The sequence below is a fragment of the Ostreiculturibacter nitratireducens genome (assembly GCF_032670585.1).
Classification (GTDB): Bacteria; Pseudomonadota; Alphaproteobacteria; order Rhodobacterales; family Rhodobacteraceae; genus Ostreiculturibacter; species Ostreiculturibacter nitratireducens.
Genome location: NZ_JAVQHL010000001.1, coordinates 1,267,835 through 1,287,547, shown reverse-complemented (window position 1 = coordinate 1,287,547; position 19,713 = coordinate 1,267,835). Strand labels below are relative to the sequence as shown.

Here is a 19,713-nt window from a genome sequence, read left to right as displayed (position 1 = left end):
ATGTCCCTCCGCCACCTGGTTTCCGCCCTTGCGATCGCCGTGTTCGTCGGCGCGCCCGCTCGGGCGGCGGAGATAACGGTCTTCGCGGCGGCGAGCCTGCAGACCGCGCTCGATGCCGCCGCGGCGGAATGGCGGGCGGCATCGGGGAACGGGGTGACGCTTTCCTACGCGGCGACCTCCGCGCTCGCCCGTCAGATCGAGGCTGGCGCACCCGCCGACATCTTCATCTCCGCGAGCCTCGACTGGATGGAGGCGCTCGACGCCGCGGGGCTGCTGGATCCCGGCACGCGGCGCGACCTCTTCGGCAGCGAGATCGTTCTGGTGGCGCACGAGGCCGGCACGGCGGAAGAGATCGGCCCTGGCTTCGACCTCGCGGGGCGACTGGGCGATGGTCACCTCGCCATGGCGATGGTCGACAGCGTCCCGGCAGGTATCTACGGCAAGCAGGCGCTCGAGAGCCTCGGCCTCTGGGATGCCGTCGCACCGCGCGTCGCGCAGGCCGAAAACGTCCGCGCCGCGCTGGCCCTCGTCGCTACGGGCGAGGCGCCCTACGGGATCGTCTACGCGACCGATGCCGTGGCCGAGCCCCGCGTCAGTGTCGTGGGCACCTTTCCGGCGGACTCGCATGAACCGATCGTCTATCCGGGCGCCGTGATCGCGGGAAGCGAAGCGGCCGAGGCGGCGGCTGCCTTCCTCGACTGGCTCGCAACGCCCGAAGCGGCCGCGATCTTCGCGACCCAGGGCTTCACCCTGCCGGGGCGAGCCCCGTGATCGCGGCTCTTGGCCCGGAGGAATGGCAGGCCGTCGCGCTTTCGCTCAAGGTGGCGTTCTGGGCGACGCTCCTCAGCCTTCCCGCCGGCATCCTCGTGGCCCTCGCGCTCGCGCGCGGCAGGTTCTGGGGCAGGGGGCTCCTCAACGGCCTGGTGCACCTGCCGCTGATCCTGCCCCCGGTCGTTACCGGCTACCTCCTTCTGCTCGCGTTCGGCCGCAAAGGGCCGGTCGGCGCATTCCTCGACCAGGCTTTCGGCTTCACCTTCGCCTTCCGCTGGACCGGCGCGGCCCTTGCCGGAGCCGTGATGGCCTTCCCGCTCCTGGTCCGCGCCATCCGCCTCTCGATAGAAGCCGTGGACCCGAAGCTCGAGGAAGCCGCGGCGACCCTCGGCGCATCGAGGCTCCGGGTCTTTGCCACCGTCACGTTGCCCCTCATACTCCCCGGCATCCTCGCCGGCGCGATCCTCGGCTTCGCCAAGGCGATGGGGGAATTCGGAGCCACGATCACCTTCGTCTCGAACATCCCCGGCCAGACCCAGACGCTGCCCTCCGCCGTCTACGCCTTCCTGCAGGTGCCGGGCGGTGAGTCCTCCGCCTTGCGCCTCGTCGTCGTTGCGATTGCGGTCGCCATGACGGCGCTGTTCCTGTCGGAATGGGTATCCCGCCGGGTAGCGCGGAGGATCGCCGGGAAATGACCCTCTGCGTCTCGCTCCGCCACCGTTTCAGGGGCTTCATGCTCGACGCCGCCTTCGAGGCTCCGCCCGGCGTCACCGCGCTGTTCGGCCGCTCGGGCTCCGGGAAGACGACGGTCGTCAACGCGGTCGCGGGCCTTCTGCGGCCGGACGAGGGGCGGATCACGCTCGACGGTACGGCGCTTCAGGACAGTGCGAATGGGATCTGGCTGCCCCCGCACAAGCGCCGCATCGGATATGTTTTCCAGGAACCGCGTCTGTTCCCCCACCTGACGGTCCGCCAGAATCTTCTTTACGGCGCCCGTCTGGCGCCCGGGGCCGGTGGGCATGGGGGTGACTTCGACCGTATCGTCGGGCTTCTCGGGATAGAGGCGCTGCTACCGCGCCGCCCGGGCGCTCTCTCGGGAGGGGAAGCCTCGCGCGTCGCCATCGGCCGCGCGCTCTTGTCGCGGCCACGGCTTCTTCTGATGGACGAACCGCTTTCGGCCCTCGACGCGGCACGCAAGGCGGAAATCCTTCCGTTTCTCGAGCGGCTCAGGGATGAGGCCGGCGTGCCCATCCTCTACGTCAGCCACGCCCTGTCCGAGGTCGCCCGCCTCGCGACGACGATCGTCGTGCTGGAGGCAGGTCGTGTCGTCCGGGCTGGTCCGGCGGCGGACATGCTGTCCGACCCGGCCGCCGCGCCCCTTCTCGGCGTCCGGGAGGCGGGCGCTCTCCTTCCGGCGCGTGTCGTTGCCCATCATGCTGACGATCTCACCGAACTGGCGGTCAGCGCGGGGCGGATCCTGCTTCCCCGGATTTCCGCCGAACCCGGCACGCGGCTGCGCGTCCGCATCCCGGCGCATGACGTCATCCTCTCCCGCGCCCGGCCGGAGGGGCTTTCCGCCCTCAACATCCTGCCCGCCACCGTCACCGGAGTGAAGCGCGGCGAAGGGCCGGGGGTGATCGTCCAGCTCCGCGCGGGCGAAGACCTCATCCTCGCGCGCATCACCCGGCGTTCGGCCGAGGCGCTGGCGCTGGAACCGGGAACGGATTGCCATGCGATCGTGAAGTCGGTCGCGGTCGCGCCGGCCGATGTCGGGACGGGCTGAGGCGGAGCTTACGGGGCGGGGCCACTGCGGCTATTCTGCGGGCATGAAGACGAGAGTTCGCGCGCGGCTGAGGAGCATCGGATGAACGGGGCGACCGGCCTCCGCATCCGCGTTCGCGGCCGTGTGCAAGGGGTGGGGTTTCGTCCCTTCGTCTGGCATCTCGCCCAGCGGCTGGGGATCGTGGGCGAGGTGAAGAACGACGCGGAAGGCGTCCTGATCCTCGCCGCCGGCCCGGCCCTCCCGGACTTCGAGGCCGCTCTGTCCGACGACCTCCCCCCGCTGGCCAAGGTCACGTCGGTCGAAAGCACGCCGCACAGGTTCGCGGCCCGACCGACCGGTTTCTTGATCGTGCCTTCGACGGGGCATGGTGCCGAGACGGGCGTCGTGCCCGACGCGGCGACCTGCACCGACTGCGCCGCGGAGATCCGGGGACCCGGTCGGCGCCAGGGTTATGCCTTCACCAACTGCACCAATTGCGGCCCGCGCTTTTCGATCCTGCGCTCGCTTCCCTACGACCGCGCGGCGACGACGATGGCGGAGTTCGAAATGTGCCCCGCCTGCCGCGCCGAGTACGAAGACCCCGCTGACCGGCGGTTCCACGCGCAGCCCATCGCTTGTCCCGCCTGCGGGCCCCGGCTCTGGCTCGAGGCGGGGGGAGAAGAGGTGCCGGGCGATCCCGTTGCCGAGGCCGCGAGGCGGCTGCGTGCGGGGCAGATACTCGCCATCAAGGGGCTTGGCGGCTTCCACCTCGCCTGTGACGCGACTAGCGCCGATGCGCTCGCCACGCTTCGCGCGCGCAAGCGCCGCCCGGGCAAGCCCTTTGCGCTCATGGCGTCTTTGCCGGTCGTCCGCGTCCACGCCCATGTTCCGCCCGCGGCCGAGGCACTGCTGGCCAGCCCCGCCGCCCCGATCGTTCTTCTCGACGCGCACGACGCCCTGCCCAAAGCCGTCGCGCCGGGCCTTTCCACGCTGGGCTTCATGCTCCCGCACACGCCGCTGCACCATCTTCTTCTCAACCAATTCCCCGGTCCGGTCGTGATGACCTCCGGCAACCTCTCGGGCGAGCCGCAGGTCACCGGTAACGCCGAGGCGCGGGCGAAGCTCGGCCATATCGCCGACGCATTCCTCATGCACGACCGCGAGATTGCCCGAAAGCTGGACGACGGTGTCGAGCGGATCACGCCCCGCGGTCCCGTCACGCTCCGCCGCGGGCGTGGCCGCGCTCCGTCGACGCTTCCGCTTCCGCCGGGGTTCGAAGCGGCCCCGCGCATCCTCGCCGTCGGGGGGCAGATCAAGTCCGCGCCGTGTCTGTTGAAATCCGGCGAAGCGCTCCTCTCACATCACCTCGGAGACCTCGACGATCCGCTTGCCTGGGCCGAGTTCCTCGCGGCCGAAGCCGATTACGCCGCGATCTTCGAACACCTCCCGGAGGCCCTGGCCTGCGACCTCCACCCCGGCTACCGCGCCACCCGGCATGCCGAGACGCGGGGGAAGGCCACGGGCCTGCCACTTGTGCATGTCCAGCACCATCACGCCCACCTCGCCGCCTGCCTCGGCGAAAACCTCTGGCCGCTCGATGGAGGTCCCGTCGCCGGGATCGTGCTCGACGGAACCGGCCTCGGCCCGGACGGCACCAGCTGGGGCGGGGAGCTTCTTCTCGGCGACTACCGTGGGTTCACGCGGGCCGCCCAGCTCGCGCCAGCCCCGCTCCCCGGCGGGGACGCGGCTTCGCGAGAGCCCTGGCGCAACGCTCTCGTTCGGCTCGACGCGGCGGGTCTTCCGGAAGTCGCCGACCGCCTCTTTCCCGACGCGCCGCGCGCGGCCGTCCGCGCCGCGATTGCCGCCGGGGTCAATGCGCCCGCGGCCTCTTCCGCCGGCCGTCTTTTCGACGCGGTGGCCGCCTGCCTCTGGCTCTGTCCGCCAGCGCAGAGCTATGAAGGGGAGGCGGCCATGCGCCTTGAAACCCTGGCCGAAGGACGCGCCGATCCCTACCCGATGGGCGAGGACCCCCGGCGCATTGATCCCGCCCCGATGTTTCGCGCCCTCGCTCACGATTTGGATGCCGAAAGCCCCGGGGCCATAGCGGCCCGCTTTCACGCCGGGCTCGCGGAGGCCTTTGCCGTCCGTGCCCGCCGGCTCGTTGAAACCGGCGCCGCCCGCGCTGTCGCCCTTTCCGGTGGCTGTTTCCAGAACGCGCGTCTTCTCGAACTGACGCTCGCCGCGCTTGATGGCCTCCCGGTCCTTACACATGGTGCCGTTCCTCCGAACGACGGCGGCCTGGCCCTCGGCCAGGCGCTCGTTGCCGCGGCGAAGGGGAGTTGACGCGGGCGTCGCCGGCCTGTTCGCTGGATGCGAAGAAAGAGCCCAGATGCCGCCAGACACCGCCAATGCCCCCCGCCCCCTGGGTCGAAGCCTGACGATCACTGTCGGGGAGGCTGATGGCCGCCTCATGCCGGTGTTTCAAGTGTCGGACGAGATCCAGGTCGCCACGCTGGTCACGGGTCGCCCCGTGGCCGAGGTGGCGGAAACGCTCCCGCGCGTATTCAACCTTTGCCGCGCGGCGCAGGAGGGAGCGCTTCGCCTCTGCCTGGGATTGCCGCCCGACCCGGAGGGAGAGACGCGCCTTCGGGCCGAGATCTTGCGCGACCATGTACTTCACTTTTGTTTCCTTTTGCCTGCCCGGTTCGGACTGCCTCCGCTGAAGTTGCCCGCCGGTTGGGCCGAGGACCCTGACGCGACCGCCGCCGCCCTGTTCGGACCGCGCCGCACGCTGCCGCACGGCCTCGGCGCCTTCGCGGATTGGCTCGCTGCGGGGCAGGGGGCCGCGCCCGTTCTGACGGCGATCGCGAATGCCTTCGCGCCGGGCGAGGCCGTGAGCGATTCCCTTCCCCTTGCCCCGGCCGCCGCGCCTTGCGAGAACTCGCCGGCCGCGCGACACTCCGCGCATCCTCTCCTTCGAGAGATCAAGGGAAAACATGGCCGGGGACCCTTGTGGCGAGCCACGGGCCGTCTGGTCGATGCCGGGGCCTGCCTTGACGGAACCATTCCCGCGCCTGTCGCCCTCGGCCCCGGCCGGGCCTCGGCCCCCTCCGCCCGCGGCCTTTATACCGTCTCTGCCAAGGTTTCCGACGGCGTCGTGATGGCGCTCAGCCGCCGCACGCCGACGGACGACATGATTGCACCCGACGGCGCGCTCGCAACCGCCATAGCCGCGCTGCCCCCCGCCAGGCGCCACCTCCTGCCGCTTCTCGTTCAACTGTTCGATCCGTGCATGAGCGTCCGCATCGAGGCCGCCGATGCATGAACTATCCCTTGCCCGCGCGATCCGCGAGATTGTCGAGGACGAGGCCCGCGCGCGCGGCTTCCGACGCGTCCTTCGCCTTCGCCTTGAGATCGGCGCCTTCGCGGCGGTCGAGAAATCGGCCCTCGCCTTCGCCTTCGAAGCGGCGATGCAGGGCAGTCCGGCCGAAGGGGCGGAACTGGAAATCATTGACCTCCCGGGCCGCGCCCATTGTTATGATTGCGGCGAGGAGGTCGAACTTGCCGGCCGCCTCGCGCCGTGCCCGCGCTGCGGTGGGGAACGGCTGCGCCCGACCGGGGGCGACGAGATGCGCGTGAAGGACATGGAGGTGGCGTGATGTGCACGACCTGCGGCTGCGGCGACGGAGGCCAATTCCATCTGCACGGCCACACCCACGGACACAGCCACAGCCACGGCCCCGCAGAACCCGGGCTCGTAGCCGTCGAAACCGCGATCCTGTCGAAGAATGACACCCTCGCCGCAGCGAACCGTCGCGCGCTGGCCGGCCTCGGGGCCTTCTCGGTCAACCTCGTTTCGTCGCCCGGGGCGGGGAAGACCACGCTTCTCTGCAAGACCATCGCGGCGCTGAACGGCACGCCGCTCGCGGTGATCGAGGGGGATCAGCAGACCACGTGCGATGCCGACCGGATCCGCGAGGCGGGCGCCCGGGCGGTGCAGATAAACACCGGGAAGGGCTGCCACCTCGACGCGCACATGGTCGGGCATGCCATCGATGACCTTGCGCTCGTCCCGGCGAGCCTGCTGTTCATCGAGAACGTCGGCAACCTCGTCTGTCCGGCCGCCTTCGACCTTGGCGAAGATGCGCGCGTGGCGATCCTCTCCGTCACGGAAGGCGAGGACAAGCCGCTGAAATACGCCGACATATTCGCCACGGCGAGGCTCGCGATACTGACGAAGATCGACCTCGCGCCGCATTGCGACGCCGACCTCGACGCCTACGAAGCGAACCTGCGCCGGGTGAACCCGGATATCGAGGTCATGCGGGTTTCCGCGAAGACTGGCGAGGGCGTCGGGGCCTGGATCGCCTGGCTCCGCCGTGGCCTGGCGGCCAAGTCGCTTGGCCAGGCGGCCGAATAGGAAAAAGGGGGCGGGACATGTGCCTCGGCATCCCGGGACGGATCGTTGCGGTGACCGACGCCGGACGTCAGATGGCGCTGGCGGACATCTCCGGCGTTCGGCGGGAGGTCAGCTTGGCCTGCGTCGGCGGGGAAGACCCCGAAGCCGTCGTCGGGCGCTGGGTCCTCATTCACGTGGGCTTCGCGATGGCTCTCATCGACGAGGACGAGGCGCAGCGCACGCTCGAAGCGCTTCGCCGCATGGGCGAGGAGGCGGAGGCGCTCGACGCGATGGCCGAAAGTGCCCGCGCTCTGGAGGCGGGGGAATGAACCTGACGCAGGACTTTCGCGATCCCCTCGCGGCGCGCCGCATTCTGGGCGCGATATCCATAACCTGCGACCGGATCGGCGCGACGGCCGACGTCCCGGTGCGCATCATGGAAATCTGCGGCGGCCACACCCATGCGATCTTCCGGCACGGGCTGGACAAGCTCGTGCCGCCAAGCGTCGAGTTCCTGCATGGCCCGGGCTGCCCGGTCTGCGTCCTGCCTATGCAACGCGTCGACGACGCTGCGGAAATCGCGAGCCGCCCCGGCGTCATCTTCATCACCTTCGGCGATGCAGTGCGCGTCCCCGGAACGAGCGGCAGCCTGATGCAGGCGAAGGCCCGCGGGGCAGACATCCGAGTGGTCTACTCGCCCCTCGATGCGCTGGCGCTGGCCCGAAAGGAACCTGAGCGCGAGGTCGTGTTCTTCGGTCTCGGCTTCGAGACGACGACCCCCGCGACCGCGCTCACCATCCTCCAGGCGGCGCGCGAGGGGATCGGGAACTTCTCCGTCTTCTGCAACCACATCACCGTTCCGCCGCCGATCCGCGCGCTGCTTCAGGACCCGGACATGGCGATCGACGGGTTCATCGGTCCGGGCCATGTCTCGATGGTGATCGGGCTCAGGCCCTACGATTTCATCGCGCACGACTTCGGCAAGCCCATCGTCGTCGCCGGGTTCGAACCTCTGGACCTACTGCAATCCGTGCTCATGGTCCTGACCCAGATCGCGGAGGGCCGGGCGGAGGTGGAGAACCAGTATTCCCGCGTCGTGCCGGAGGAAGGGAACCCGGCAAGCCTTGCCGCCATCGCCGAGGTCTACGAACCGCGCCCCTCCTTCGCCTGGCGGGGCCTCGGAGAGATCGACGCCTCGGGCCTGCGCATCCGCGCCACCCACGCCGCCTTCGATGCCGAGGAGAAATTCGGCATCGGCTACGGCGCGGGAGCTGTGGCGGAGGCCGAGGGCTGCGCCTGTGGGGCGGTGATGACCGGGCGGCTGAAGCCGACGGATTGCCCGCAATTCGGCAGCGGCTGCACGCCGGCGACGCCCTTGGGCGCTCTCATGGTTTCCTCCGAGGGCGCTTGCGCGGCCTACTGGCAATATGCCGGCGCGCGTGGTGCCGCAGCGCGATGACAGCCATTCGCATGACGGAGCCTTCATGCCCTTGCGCGACACCCATGTGACCCTCGCTCACGGCGGCGGCGGGCAGGCGATGCGTGACCTGATCGAGGAGGTCTTCGCCCCGGTCTTCGGTTCGGAAACGGCCGAGGATCAGGCGCGCGTGACGCATCCCTCACTGGCCGAGCCGGGTGCCCGCCTCGCGATCACGACGGATGGCTACACGGTCTCACCGCTCGAGTTTCCCGGCGGGGATATCGGAAAGATCGCCGTCTGCGGCACGGTCAACGACCTCGCTGTCGGCGGGGCACGGCCGCTCTGGCTTTCGGCCGCCTTCATCATCGAGGAGGGAGCCGAAATCGCCCTGCTGTCCCGTATTGCCCGGTCGATGCGGATGGAGGCCGAGGTTGCAGGCGTCGCCATCGTCACCGGCGACACGAAGGTCGTCGAACGGGGCAAGGGCGACGGCGTCTTCGTCAGCGTGACGGGCGTGGGCGTGATTGCTCCCGGCCGCGATCTGGCCGCGCGGCTCATCCGTCCGGGCGACGTCGCGATCGTCAACGGGCCGCTGGGCGACCACGGCGCCGCGATCCTTGCGGCGCGGGGGGAACTCGCCCTTTCCGCCGACATCCGGTCGGACTGCGCCGCGCTAGGGCATCTCATGGAGGCCGCGCTCGAGGCCGCGCCGGGCATCCGGGCGGCGCGGGATGCGACGCGCGGCGGGCTTGCGGCGGCGCTCAACGAGATGGCTCTGGCGGCGGGCGTGGGGGTCGCGCTCGACGAAGGCGCGATTCCCGTTCGGCCGGAGGTGCAGGGGATGTGCGAGATCCTCGGACTCGATCCGCTCTACCTCGCCAACGAAGGCACTCTCGTTCTCTTCGTGCCGGAGGATCAGTCGGGGGACGCGCTTTCCGCGATTCGCGCGCGGCCGGAAGGGGCGGGCGCCGCGATCATCGGCCGCGCGGTGGCGGAGCGGCCCGGCATGGTGACCATGAACACCGCCTTCGGGGGCTCGCGCATCGTCGACATGCCGCTTGGCGAACAGCTTCCGCGGATCTGCTGAAGTTTCCGCCCTACTCGGGCAGGGATAGCGGCGCGCGGCTCAGGGAGTTTCCCGCGGCCGCCGTCTTGGCGAGAAGCCGCAGGAACTCCGTCTTCTCCTTCGTCGTCATCCCCGGAAGGATGTCGTCCTGCAACGCCACGACGACGGGCCTCAGCACGGCCATCAGAGCCTTGCCCTCCGGAGTCAACTCCAGGACTCGCGCGCGCCTGTCCCGGGGGCTGACCGCCCGCTCCAGAAGCCGCTTGGCCTCCAGCCGGTCAACGACGCCGCCGATCGTCACCCGGTCATAGGCGATGAGCCCGGCGAGCGTCGCCTGGTCGATCCCGGGATTGGCCTCGATCGTCGCCAGCGCCGCGAACTGCACGGGCGTGATGTCATGGCCCGCCTCGGCCACGCGGTCGGCGAAGACCGAGGTGGAGATCTGGTGCAGCCTCCGGATCAGGTGGCCTGGCATGTCGTGGATAGATAGCATCGGGCCGCTCCTCAGTGTTCCGGCGCGCCTTGATTCGTTGATACCGCTGCTTCGCGGGCATTGACAAGCGAGCAAATGGTTAGCATACTTACTGTTATCACGCTCGCGGCTTGGGGAGGATGCGCGCATGGCCGAAACCTTGGGAACGCTTGAAGAACTGCCTCTCGACTACCGCGAGGCGATGACGGCGGCGGGTGTCGCGCCGCTTTGGCCCATGATGCGCAACGTGTTGCCGCATGGGGCGCCGAAACCCGTGACGAAGCCCGGCTTCTGGTCCTACGAGGCGGTGCGCCCGCTTCTGGTGCGCGCCGGGGAGCTTACGCCCGTCGAGAAGGCCGAGCGCAGGGTGCTGGTTCTGTCGGACCCAGGGCGCGGGGCAGGGGCCATGCTCGCCACCCCTTCGATCTACATCGGCTTGCAGCTTCTTCTTCCGGGCGAGACCGCGCCGGCCCACCGCCACACCCCTTCGGCGGCGCGGATCATCGTCGAGGGCAAGGGCGGCTTCACCGTCGTCGACGGCGAGAAGCTTCCGATGGAAGTGGGCGACCTCGTCCTGACCCCGGGCGGCGAATGGCACGACCACGGCCACGAGGGGACGGAGCCCGTCGTCTGGCTCGACGCGCTTGACCTGCCGCTCTTCGTCTACCTCGAAGGATCATACGCAGAGGAAGCGCCCCTGCAGGCGCAGCGCAACCGCCCAGACGCGAGCCAGGTCGAATACCTCGCCTCCGGCCTTGCGCCTGCGCGCGGCCGTGGGGCCCAGGTCCGCCGCTACCCGATGATGCGATACCCCTGGGTCCGGACCGAGGCCGCCCTCCGGGAAATGGCGAAATGGGGTGGTGAAGATCCGGTTGAGGCGGATTTCGTCAACCCCGAGACCGGCGAGGACGTGCTTCCCATCATGGGATTCACGGCGATGATGCTGCGCGAGGGCGAGACGCTTCGCCCGCCGCTCGTCTCCTCCGCGTCCGTGTTCCATGTCGTGAAGGGCCACGGGACCAGCCGGATCAACGGGGAAACCATCGCCTGGGGGCCGAAGGACACCTTCTCCGCCCCCTGTTTCGCGGAGATCGACCATCACGCGGGCGAGGAGGCTTTCCTCATGCGCGTCCACGACCGACCGCTTCAGGAAAAACTCCGCTTCTACGAGGAACGTGCTCGATGACCGGCCTTCTCTTCCCCGCGCCCGAACTTCCTTCCGTCCCGGTTCAGGGCGAAACCGCACGCTACCCAGTGCGGCGCATCTTCTGTGTCGGGCGCAACTACGCGGACCATGCCAAGGAAATGGGGGTTGAGGTCGACCGCGAGGCGCCCTTTTACTTCACTAAATCGGCCTTCGCGCTTCAGGCGACCGGCACCACGATCCCCTATCCCCCGGGCACGAAGAATTTCCACTACGAGATGGAGCTTGTCGTCGCCCTCGGCTCCCCCGTCTTCCGCGTTCCCGTCGAAGAGGCGATGGAAGCCGTCTACGGCTATGCCTGCGGCCTCGACATGACCCGGCGCGACCTTCAGCTTGCGGAGCGCGCGAAGCAGCGCCCCTGGGATACCGGGAAGGACGTCGAACATTCGGCCGTCATCGCGACGATCACGAAGGCCGCGGCATTCGGAGTCCCCGGCCCGCAGCGCATCCACCTGTCGCTCAACGGCGAAACGAAGCAGGACGCGCATCTCTCGGACCTGATCTGGTCGGTCGCGGAACTCGTCAGCCACCTTTCCACGCTCTACCACCTCGGGCCCGGGGATCTCATCTACACCGGCACCCCGGCGGGCGTCGGCGCCGTGAGCGCCGGCGACACGATCGAAGGCGGCATCGACGGTCTCGCGCCGGTCCGCCTCGCCATTGGCCCTGCCGAGTAGCGCCATGTCGGATCTTCCCATCCTGATCGCAGGCGGCGGGATTGGCGGGCTCGCCACCGCCATCGGCCTCGCGCAGAAGGGCGTGGCATCGCTCGTCCTGGAAAAAGCGTCGCGCCTCGGGGAGATCGGCGCGGGCATCCAGCTTGGCCCTAACGCGTTTCATGCCTTCGACACGCTTGGCGTCGGTGACGCGGCCCGAGCCATGGCGGTCTACATCGACAGCCTTCGCCTGATGGACGCGCTGTCCGGGGAGGAGATCACCCGAATCCCTCTCGACGAGGGATTCCGGACGCGCTTCGGCAACCCATACGCCGTCGTCCATCGCGGCGACCTGCACGGCGTGTTCCTCAAAGCCTGCGAGGCGCACCCGCTGGTCTCCCTCCGCACGGCGTCCGAGGTTCTGGATTACGACCAGGACGGCGAGACGGTGACCGCGACCCTCGCCTCGGGCGAACGGCTGCGGGGCAGGGGGCTGATCGGCGCCGATGGTCTCTGGTCGAACATCCGCAAGCGCGTGGTGGGCGACGGTGCCCCGCGCGTCTCCGGTCACACCACCTACCGCTCGGTCATTCCGGTCGAGGACATGCCCGAGGATCTGCGCTGGAACGCCGCGACGCTCTGGGCGGGGCCGAAGTGCCACATCGTCCATTACCCGCTGTCGGGCTGGAAGCTCTTCAACCTCGTCGTGACCTATCACAACGACGCCCCCGAACCCGTCGCCGGCATGCCCGTGACCCATGACGAGGTCCGGCAGGGGTTCGAGCATGTGAGCCCGGTCGCGCGCCAGGTGATCGAGCGCGGCCAGGACTGGAAGCTCTGGGTGCTCTGCGACCGCGACCCGGTCATGGACTGGACGGATGGCCGCGTGGCGCTCCTGGGCGATGCCGCGCACCCGATGCTCCAGTATTTCGCCCAAGGCGCCTGCATGGCGATGGAGGACGCGGTCTGCCTTTCGGCAGAACTTGCCGGGGCGGGCGACGATCTGGAACCGGCGCTTCGGCGCTATGCCGCGCGGCGGAGGCTTCGCACCGCGCGAGTCCAGCTTCAGTCGCGCGAGATAGGCCAGCACATCTATCATCCCGCCGGGGCCCATGCGGCGCTCAGGAACGCGATCATGCAGGCGAAATCGCCCGAGGACTGGTATGATGCGGTCGACTGGCTCTATGGCTCGACCGGCCTCGAAGGCGCGGTTTCGCGAGAGGCTCGGACCCTCGGGCCGGAGTGACGACTTCCGCTGGAAATCGGTCAGTTTGCGCCACGGTTCTTCTTGATCCTCATGGGGCCAGGCCCTATACGGCGCGTTCCAGCCGAGGAGCCCGCGCCCGATGATCGAGACGCCTTTCTACCAGATCGACACGGTTCGCCTGCGTGCCAACATGGACAAGGTCGCCCGCCTTCGCGAACTGTCCGGAGCCAAGGCTCTGCTCGCGCTCAAGTGCTTCGCGACCTGGTCGGTCTTCGACCGGATGCGCCCCTTCATGGACGGCACGACATCGTCGTCGCTTTACGAACTCCGTCTCGGACGCGAGAAGTTCGGCGGCGAGACGCATGCCTATTCCGTTGCCTGGGCGGATCACGAGATCGACGAGGCGATTTCCCACGCCGACAAGATCATCTTCAACTCGCTCGGCCAGCTCGAACGTTTCGCGGACCGCGCCAAGGGCATCGCCTGCGGCCTCCGCCTGAACCCCGGCGTGTCCACCTCGGGCTTCGACCTGGCGGACCCGGCGCGGCCGTTCTCGCGCCTCGGGGAGTGGGACATGGACCGGCTCGAGGCCGCGCTGCCCCGGATCTCGGGCGTGATGATCCATTACAACTGCGAGAACGCGGACTTCCCGCTTTTCGACCGGCAACTGACGGAAATCGAATCCCGCTTCGGCCCCTTCCTCGAGAAGCTCGACTGGGTCAGCCTCGGTGGTGGCATCCACTTCACCGGCGAAGGCTATCCCCTCGACGCTCTTGCGGCACGGCTCAAGGCCTTCTCCGAACGCTTCGGGGTGCAGGTCTATCTCGAACCCGGCGAGGCGGCCATCACCGAAAGCGCAACGCTCGAGGTGACGGTTCTAGACCTCCTGTCGCATGGCAAGGAGCTTGCCATCGTCGATTCCTCGATCGAGGCGCACATGCTCGATCTGCTGATCTATCGTCAGCCCGCGAAGATCGCGCCGAACGAAGGCCCGCACAGCTACATGGTCTGCGGCAAGTCCTGCCTCGCCGGGGACATCTTCGGTGAATTCGCCTTCCCCGAGCCGCTCAAGGTCGGCGACCGGATTTCGGTCCGCGACGCGGCCGGTTACACGATGGTCAAGAAGAACTGGTTCAACGGCGTGAAGATGCCGTCGATCGTGATCCGCGAGGAAGACGGAACGCTCCGCCTCGTGCGCGAATTCGGATATGAGGACTACGCATCCAGCCTCTCCTGAGGCACCAACCGACCGGGAAGGAGGAAACCGGCCTTGAAACGCAACGTGCTGATCATCGGCGCCGGCGGCGTCGCGCAGGTCGTCGCGCACAAATGCGCGCAGAACAACGACGTGCTGGGCGATTTGCACATCGCCTCCCGCACGCGCTCGAAATGCGAGGCGATCGTGGCCAGCGTCCACGAAAAGGGCGCGATGAAGGTGCCGGGCACGTTCGGTGCCCATGCCGTGGACGCGATGGACAGCGCGGCGGTCGCAGACCTGATCCGGCTGACCGGTTCCCAGATCGTCATCAACGTGGGCTCCGCCTTCGTGAACATGACCGTGCTTCAGGCCTGCATCGAAACCGGCGCGGCCTACATGGACACGGCGATCCATGAGGATCCGGACAAGGTCTGCGAAACGCCGCCGTGGTACGGCAACTACGAATGGAAGCGTCGCGAGGCCTGCGAGAAGGCGGGCGTCACCGCCATTCTCGGCGTGGGCTTCGACCCCGGCGTCGTGAACGCCTATGCCCGCCTTGCCGAGGACGATTACCTCGATGAGGTGACCTCGATCGACATCGTCGACATCAACGCGGGCTCGCACGGCCGCTATTTCGCGACGAACTTCGATCCGGAGATCAACTTCCGCGAATTCACCGGGACCGTCTGGTCCTGGCAGAACGCCCAGTGGCAGGCGAACAAGATGTTCGAGGTGGGCAAGTCATGGGACCTTCCCGTGGTCGGTAGCCAAAAGGCCTATCTGACCGGCCATGACGAGGTCCACTCGCTCTCCGCCCGCTACCCGAAGGCCGATGTACGGTTCTGGATGGGCTTCGGCGACCACTACATCAACGTCTTCACCGTTCTGAAGAACCTCGGGCTTCTCTCCGAGCAGCCGGTGAAGACCGCCGAAGGGCAGCAGGTCATCCCGCTCAAGGTCGTTAAGGCGGTGCTGCCCGACCCGGCCTCGCTCGCGCCGGACTACACCGGCAAGACCTGCATCGGCGATTTCGTGAAGGGCAAGAAGGACGGCAAGGAGACCGAGGTCTTCATCTACAACGTCGCCGACCACAAGGAAGCCTACATGGAAGTGGGCAGCCAAGGCATCTCCTACACCGCGGGCGTTCCGCCGGTCGCCGCCGCGATCCTCATCGCCAAGGGCGAGTGGGACGTGGGCCGCATGGCGAACGTCGAGGAACTGCCACCGAAGCCCTTCCTTCAGATTCTCGACCGGATCGGTCTTCCGACCCGCGTCAAGGACGCGGACGGCGACCGCCCGCTGACCTTCAGCTGACGCCAGGCGCGGGGGCGGCCACGCCCCCGCGTTGACATTCCCCGCCCATTCCGCCGTGATCGTGTCCGGAGCGCGCGAGGAGGTTTCATGGCGGAGCGGGCATGGGAATTCTGGATCGACCGGGGTGGCACGTTCACCGACGTCGTCGCGCGCCGTCCCGATGGCGCGCTTCTGACCCACAAGCTCTTGTCCGAGAACCCGGAGCGCTATCCCGACGCCGCGGTCCAGGGCATCCGCGAACTGCTCGGTCTCGCGCCCGGAGAACCGATCCCCGAGGGTGCCATCGACGCGGTGAAGATGGGCACGACCGTCGCCACCAATGCGCTTCTCGAGAGGAAGGGGGAGCGCGTTCTCCTCCTCATCACCGAGGGGTTCGGCGACCTCCTTCGGCTCGGCTACCAGACGCGCCCGCGCCTTTTCGACCTCGACATCCGTCGCCCCGAGCTTCTCTACGAAGAGGTGGCCGAGGTCCCCGGACGCCTCGACGCTGAAGGGAAGGTCATCGTTCCCCTCGACGAGGAGGCCGTCCGCGCGGCTCTCGCGGACGCTAGCGCCAAGGGCATCCGCGCCGTTGCGGTGGCGCTGATGCACGCCTGGCTTGACCCCGCGCATGAGCTTCGCGTGGGCGAACTCGCCCGCGAAGCCGGCTTCACGCAGATCTCGCTCAGCCATGAGGCGAGCCCTCTCATCAAGCTCGTCGGGCGCGGCGACACGACCGTTGTCGATGCTTACCTCTCGCCGATCCTCGCGCGCTACGTCCGCCAGGTTGCGGATGCGCTCGACCTCGGGCGCGGTTGTCGACGGCTCCTGTTCATGCAATCGAACGGCGGTTTGACCGACGCGACACGCTTTCAGGGCAAGGACGCGATCCTCTCGGGCCCTGCGGGAGGGATCGTCGGCATGGTGCGGACCGCCGAGGCCGCGGGCTTCGACCGCCTGATCGGCTTCGACATGGGCGGCACCTCTACGGACGTCAGCCACTATGCGGGTCTCTTCGAGCGGAGCTTCGAGACAGAGGTCGCAGGCGTCCGCATGCGCGCGCCGATGATGGACATCCACACCGTCGCGGCGGGCGGCGGTTCGATCCTGTCCTTCCGCGACGGACGGTACCAGGTCGGCCCCGAAAGCGCCGGCGCCAATCCGGGGCCTGCCGCCTATCGCCGCGGCGGGCCGCTCACGGTCACCGACTGCAACGTCATGCTGGGCCGCCTGAATCCCGCGCATTTCCCGCCGGTCTTCGGGCCCGACGGGGACGAGCCGCTGGACGCCGATACCGTGCGCGCGAAGTTCGCCGAAATGGCCGCCGAAATCGCGGAGGCGACGGGGCAATCCCCTTCAGCCCCGGAGGAGGTCGCCGAAGGCTTCCTGCGCATCGCGGTGGCCAACATGGCGAATGCGATCAAGAAGATTTCCGTTCAGCGCGGCCACGACGTGACGCGCTACACGCTCCAGTGCTTCGGTGGCGCGGGCGGCCAGCACGCCTGCCGCGTGGCCGATGCGCTCGGCATGACTCGGATCTTCCTGCACCCCTTCGCCGGGGTCCTGTCGGCCTACGGCATGGGGCTCGCCGACATCAGCGCGCTGAAGGAGGCGCAGGCCGACCACGCACCCCGCGATCCGATCCTTGCGAACGAGGTGGCCCGGCTCGAGTGCGAGGCCCGCGCCGAGGTGGAGGCGCAGGGTGTCGCGCCCGCTGACATCCGGGCGGAGGCCCGTGCGCATATTCACTACGAAGGCTCGCACCAGACGCTCGACGTGCCCTTCGGGCTTCCCGACTCCATGCAGCGCGATTTCGAGGCCGCGCACCTCGCGCGCTTCGGCTTCACCGCTCCCGACCGCGCTCTGCGCGTCGACATGCTGGCGGTCGAGGCGCTTGGCCGCGCGGGTGACCTGCCGGAGGAACGCGCGCCGCGGGCCGTGGCGCCAGGCCCGATCGCCCATGCCCCCGTCTACGCCGCCGACCGCTGGCAGGACGTCCCGTTCTTCGCGCGCGAACACCTCGGGGAGGGGGCGACGATCGAGGGCCCCGCCATCATCACGGAATCCACCGGGACGACCGTTGTCGAACCCGGCTGGCGTGCGCGGGTGGACGCGCGTGGAAACCTCGTCCTCGACCGCGTCGCGGTCCTCTCTCGCCCGAAGGCGGAGGGGACGGAGGCCGACCCCGTGACGCTGGAGGTCATGTCGAACCTCTTCATGTCGATCGCCGACCAGATGGGCGCGACACTCGCCAACACGGCGTGGTCGGTGAACATCAAGGAGCGCCTCGATTTCTCCTGCGCGATCTTCGATGCGAAGGGCGATCTGGTCGCCAATGCCCCGCATGTTCCGGTGCATCTCGGCTCGATGTCCGACTCGATCCGCACGGTGATCCGGGAGACGAAGGGCAGCATTGCCCCCGGCGACGCCTACATGCTGAACAGCCCCTACGACGGCGGCACGCATCTGCCCGACGTCACAGTGGTCACACCGGTCTTCGTCGGCTCCGAACCTCTGTTCTGGCTCGGGTCACGCGGCCACCATGCCGACATCGGCGGCCGTACGCCCGGCTCCGCGCCGCCAGACAGCCGCAGGATCGAGGAGGAGGGGGTGCTGATCCCCGTGTTCCCGCTGGTCGAGAAGGGTGCCTTCCGCGAGGATGCAACGCGCAAGCTTCTGACCTCCGGCCGCTATCCCTGTCGGAACGTGTCGCAGAACCTCGCCGACCTTAAGGCGCAGGTGGCGGCCAACGAAACGGGGCGGCGCGAGTTGCTTAAGGCTGTGGAGGCCTGGGGCGCCGACGTGATCGCGGCCTACATGGGCCACGTTCAGGACAACGCCGAGGCGTCGGTCCGCGAAGTGATCGGAACGCTCCACGACGGTGATTTCGCCTATTCGATGGATATCGGCACGGAAATCCGCGTCTCCGTTCGCGTGGACCGGGACGGGGGGCGTGCGACCATCGACTTCACGGGGACGAGCCCGCAGCACGACGGCAACTACAACGCCCCCCTCTCCATCGCGCGGGCGGTGGTGCTCTATGTCTTCCGCACGCTCGTCGGCAAGGACATTCCCCTGAACGAAGGTTGCCTGAAACCGCTGGAGATCATCGTCCCCGAAGGCACGATGCTGAACCCGCGCTACCCCGCCGCCGTGATCGCCGGGAACACCGAGGTCAGCCAGGCCGCCTGCAATGCGCTCTACGGCGCGCTGGGCGTGATCGCCGGCAGCCAGGGGACGATGAACAACTTCGTCTGGGGCAACGCGGAGTTCCAGAATTACGAAACCATCGCCGGCGGCACCGGAGCGGGACCCGGCTTCTCAGGTTGCGACGCCGTGCAAAGCCACATGACGAACACGCGGATGACGGACCCCGAAGTTCTGGAACGCCGCTTCCCGGTTCACCTCGAAGCCTTCGGCATCCGGCGCGGGTCCGGCGGTGCGGGGCACTGGAAGGGCGGCGACGGAGCCTTCCGGCGGCTGCGCTTCCTGGTTCCGGTCACGGTCACGACGCTCGCGTCGCACCGTGTCGTGCATCCCTTCGGTGGCGATGGCGGCGCGCCGGGTGCCACGGGCGAGGATTGGGTGCTCTGGCCCGACGGCCGGCGCGAAAGGCTCAGGGGCAATGACGAACGCGACCTGTCAGCGGGCGCGGTGTTCGAGATGCTGACGCCGGGCGGCGGCGGCTGGGGCGAGCCGGGCTGATCCGGCCACCCCTCAGCGCGCCTTTTTCTTCTTCTTTTTCTTCTTGCCGCCCTCGGCAGGCTCTCCCGCGATCGCCTGGGCGAGGTCCGACGCCTGAAGCCGCGACAGCCCCTCCATCCAGCCTGCAACGGCGCCGAGCATCTTCGCCAGGTCCGCAGCGGCTTCGCCATCGACATTGCGCAGACGGTCTGCGAAGGGGGCCAGATCCCGCCGCGCGCGCTCTGCCATGACAATGCGCAGGATGTCCCAGGGGTCTGGCGGCGCGGTGAAATACTCGCGCCGGTCGCCCGGCACGCGCTCGACGCTCACGAGGCCCCAGCCGCGAAGTTCCTTCAGTGCCGTCGAGACGTTCGACCGCGACAGCCCCAATTCCGCCACGAGCGCTTCCGCCGAAGGCGCCTGCGCGGCCCGCCAGATCGCCGCGAAACAGCGCCCGGCCGGCCGGCTCAAGCCAAGTCTTGCCGCCAGGTCGGCGGCGATCCCGTCAAGTTCCTGCGCGGCCATCCTCCGCCTCCTCCGGATGCATCCGGAGGAAGCGTAGCGGTGGCCTTGTCCCCTGT

At 68.7% G+C, this 19,713-nt stretch carries 18 protein-coding genes; 16 read left to right on the top strand and 2 right to left on the bottom strand.

What is annotated here, in order from left to right:
• From modA to hypE, 10 genes are all read left to right on the top strand, one after another.
• Window positions 1–771 carry a molybdate ABC transporter substrate-binding protein gene (gene modA / locus ABCN56_RS06215; protein WP_343079888.1) on the top strand — a complete coding sequence of 257 codons (771 nt, stop codon included), beginning with the start codon at window positions 1–3 and terminating at the stop codon, window positions 769–771.
• Entirely contained in the window at window positions 771–1,466 is a 696-nt protein-coding gene (gene modB, locus ABCN56_RS06210) for a molybdate ABC transporter permease subunit (RefSeq protein ID WP_343080128.1), read from the top strand. The genes modA and modB overlap by 1 nt, the downstream gene beginning before the upstream one ends.
• Complete coding sequence (modC, locus tag ABCN56_RS06205) at window positions 1,463–2,554, top strand: molybdenum ABC transporter ATP-binding protein (RefSeq protein ID WP_343079887.1); 1,092 nt, start codon at window positions 1,463–1,465, stop codon at window positions 2,552–2,554. The genes modB and modC overlap by 4 nt, the downstream gene beginning before the upstream one ends.
• 81 nt (window positions 2,555–2,635) lie before the next feature.
• Complete coding sequence (hypF, locus tag ABCN56_RS06200; RefSeq protein WP_343079886.1) at window positions 2,636–4,876, top strand: carbamoyltransferase HypF; 2,241 nt, start codon at window positions 2,636–2,638, stop codon at window positions 4,874–4,876.
• Between the two features lie 46 nt (window positions 4,877–4,922).
• Complete coding sequence (locus ABCN56_RS06195) at window positions 4,923–5,858, top strand: hydrogenase expression/formation protein HupK (protein ID WP_343079885.1); 936 nt, start codon at window positions 4,923–4,925, stop codon at window positions 5,856–5,858.
• Entirely contained in the window at window positions 5,851–6,192 is a 342-nt protein-coding gene (hypA, locus tag ABCN56_RS06190) for a hydrogenase maturation nickel metallochaperone HypA (RefSeq protein ID WP_343079884.1), read from the top strand. The genes ABCN56_RS06195 and hypA overlap by 8 nt, the downstream gene beginning before the upstream one ends.
• Window positions 6,192–6,953: a hydrogenase nickel incorporation protein HypB gene (gene hypB, locus ABCN56_RS06185; RefSeq protein ID WP_343079883.1), complete on the top strand. Its 762-nt coding sequence runs from the start codon at window positions 6,192–6,194 to the stop codon at window positions 6,951–6,953. The genes hypA and hypB overlap by 1 nt, the downstream gene beginning before the upstream one ends.
• 17 nt (window positions 6,954–6,970) lie before the next feature.
• Window positions 6,971–7,261: a HypC/HybG/HupF family hydrogenase formation chaperone gene (gene hypC, locus ABCN56_RS06180; RefSeq protein WP_343079882.1), complete on the top strand. Its 291-nt coding sequence runs from the start codon at window positions 6,971–6,973 to the stop codon at window positions 7,259–7,261.
• Window positions 7,258–8,391 carry a hydrogenase formation protein HypD gene (hypD, locus tag ABCN56_RS06175; protein ID WP_343079881.1) on the top strand — a complete coding sequence of 378 codons (1,134 nt, stop codon included), beginning with the start codon at window positions 7,258–7,260 and terminating at the stop codon, window positions 8,389–8,391. The genes hypC and hypD overlap by 4 nt, the downstream gene beginning before the upstream one ends.
• Before the next feature lie 25 nt (window positions 8,392–8,416).
• Window positions 8,417–9,439, top strand: a complete 1,023-nt coding sequence (hypE, locus tag ABCN56_RS06170; protein WP_343080127.1) for a hydrogenase expression/formation protein HypE — start codon at window positions 8,417–8,419, stop codon at window positions 9,437–9,439.
• 10 nt (window positions 9,440–9,449) lie between these two features.
• Here the strand turns inward: hypE and ABCN56_RS06165 are convergent, their stop codons facing one another.
• Window positions 9,450–9,911, bottom strand: a complete 462-nt coding sequence (locus ABCN56_RS06165; RefSeq protein WP_343079880.1) for a MarR family winged helix-turn-helix transcriptional regulator — start codon at window positions 9,909–9,911, stop codon at window positions 9,450–9,452.
• A gap of 127 nt (window positions 9,912–10,038) precedes the next feature.
• Here ABCN56_RS06165 and ABCN56_RS06160 point away from each other — a divergent pair, with 127 nt between their 5' ends.
• The 6 genes from ABCN56_RS06160 (at window position 10,039) to ABCN56_RS06135 (ending at window position 19,153) form a co-directional block, all read left to right on the top strand.
• Window positions 10,039–11,076 (top strand): cupin domain-containing protein, encoded by a 1,038-nt coding sequence (locus ABCN56_RS06160; RefSeq protein ID WP_343079879.1) that lies wholly within the window; start codon window positions 10,039–10,041, stop codon window positions 11,074–11,076.
• Complete coding sequence (locus ABCN56_RS06155; protein WP_343079878.1) at window positions 11,073–11,771, top strand: fumarylacetoacetate hydrolase family protein; 699 nt, start codon at window positions 11,073–11,075, stop codon at window positions 11,769–11,771. The genes ABCN56_RS06160 and ABCN56_RS06155 overlap by 4 nt, the downstream gene beginning before the upstream one ends.
• Window positions 11,772–11,775: 4 nt before the next feature.
• Window positions 11,776–12,996: a 3-hydroxybenzoate 6-monooxygenase gene (locus ABCN56_RS06150; protein WP_343079877.1), complete on the top strand. Its 1,221-nt coding sequence runs from the start codon at window positions 11,776–11,778 to the stop codon at window positions 12,994–12,996.
• Window positions 12,997–13,096: 100 nt separating this feature from the next.
• Window positions 13,097–14,194, top strand: a complete 1,098-nt coding sequence (locus ABCN56_RS06145; protein WP_343079876.1) for a carboxynorspermidine decarboxylase — start codon at window positions 13,097–13,099, stop codon at window positions 14,192–14,194.
• Between the two features lie 33 nt (window positions 14,195–14,227).
• Complete coding sequence (locus ABCN56_RS06140) at window positions 14,228–15,469, top strand: saccharopine dehydrogenase family protein (protein WP_343079875.1); 1,242 nt, start codon at window positions 14,228–14,230, stop codon at window positions 15,467–15,469.
• A gap of 87 nt (window positions 15,470–15,556) precedes the next feature.
• Window positions 15,557–19,153 carry a hydantoinase B/oxoprolinase family protein gene (locus tag ABCN56_RS06135; RefSeq protein ID WP_343079874.1) on the top strand — a complete coding sequence of 1,199 codons (3,597 nt, stop codon included), beginning with the start codon at window positions 15,557–15,559 and terminating at the stop codon, window positions 19,151–19,153.
• A 12-nt stretch (window positions 19,154–19,165) separates the two neighbouring features.
• On the opposite strand, the gene ABCN56_RS06130 is transcribed toward ABCN56_RS06135, so the two are convergent.
• Window positions 19,166–19,657, bottom strand: a complete 492-nt coding sequence (locus ABCN56_RS06130) for a GbsR/MarR family transcriptional regulator (RefSeq protein WP_343079873.1) — start codon at window positions 19,655–19,657, stop codon at window positions 19,166–19,168.
• Between the last annotated feature and the right edge of the window lie 56 nt (window positions 19,658–19,713).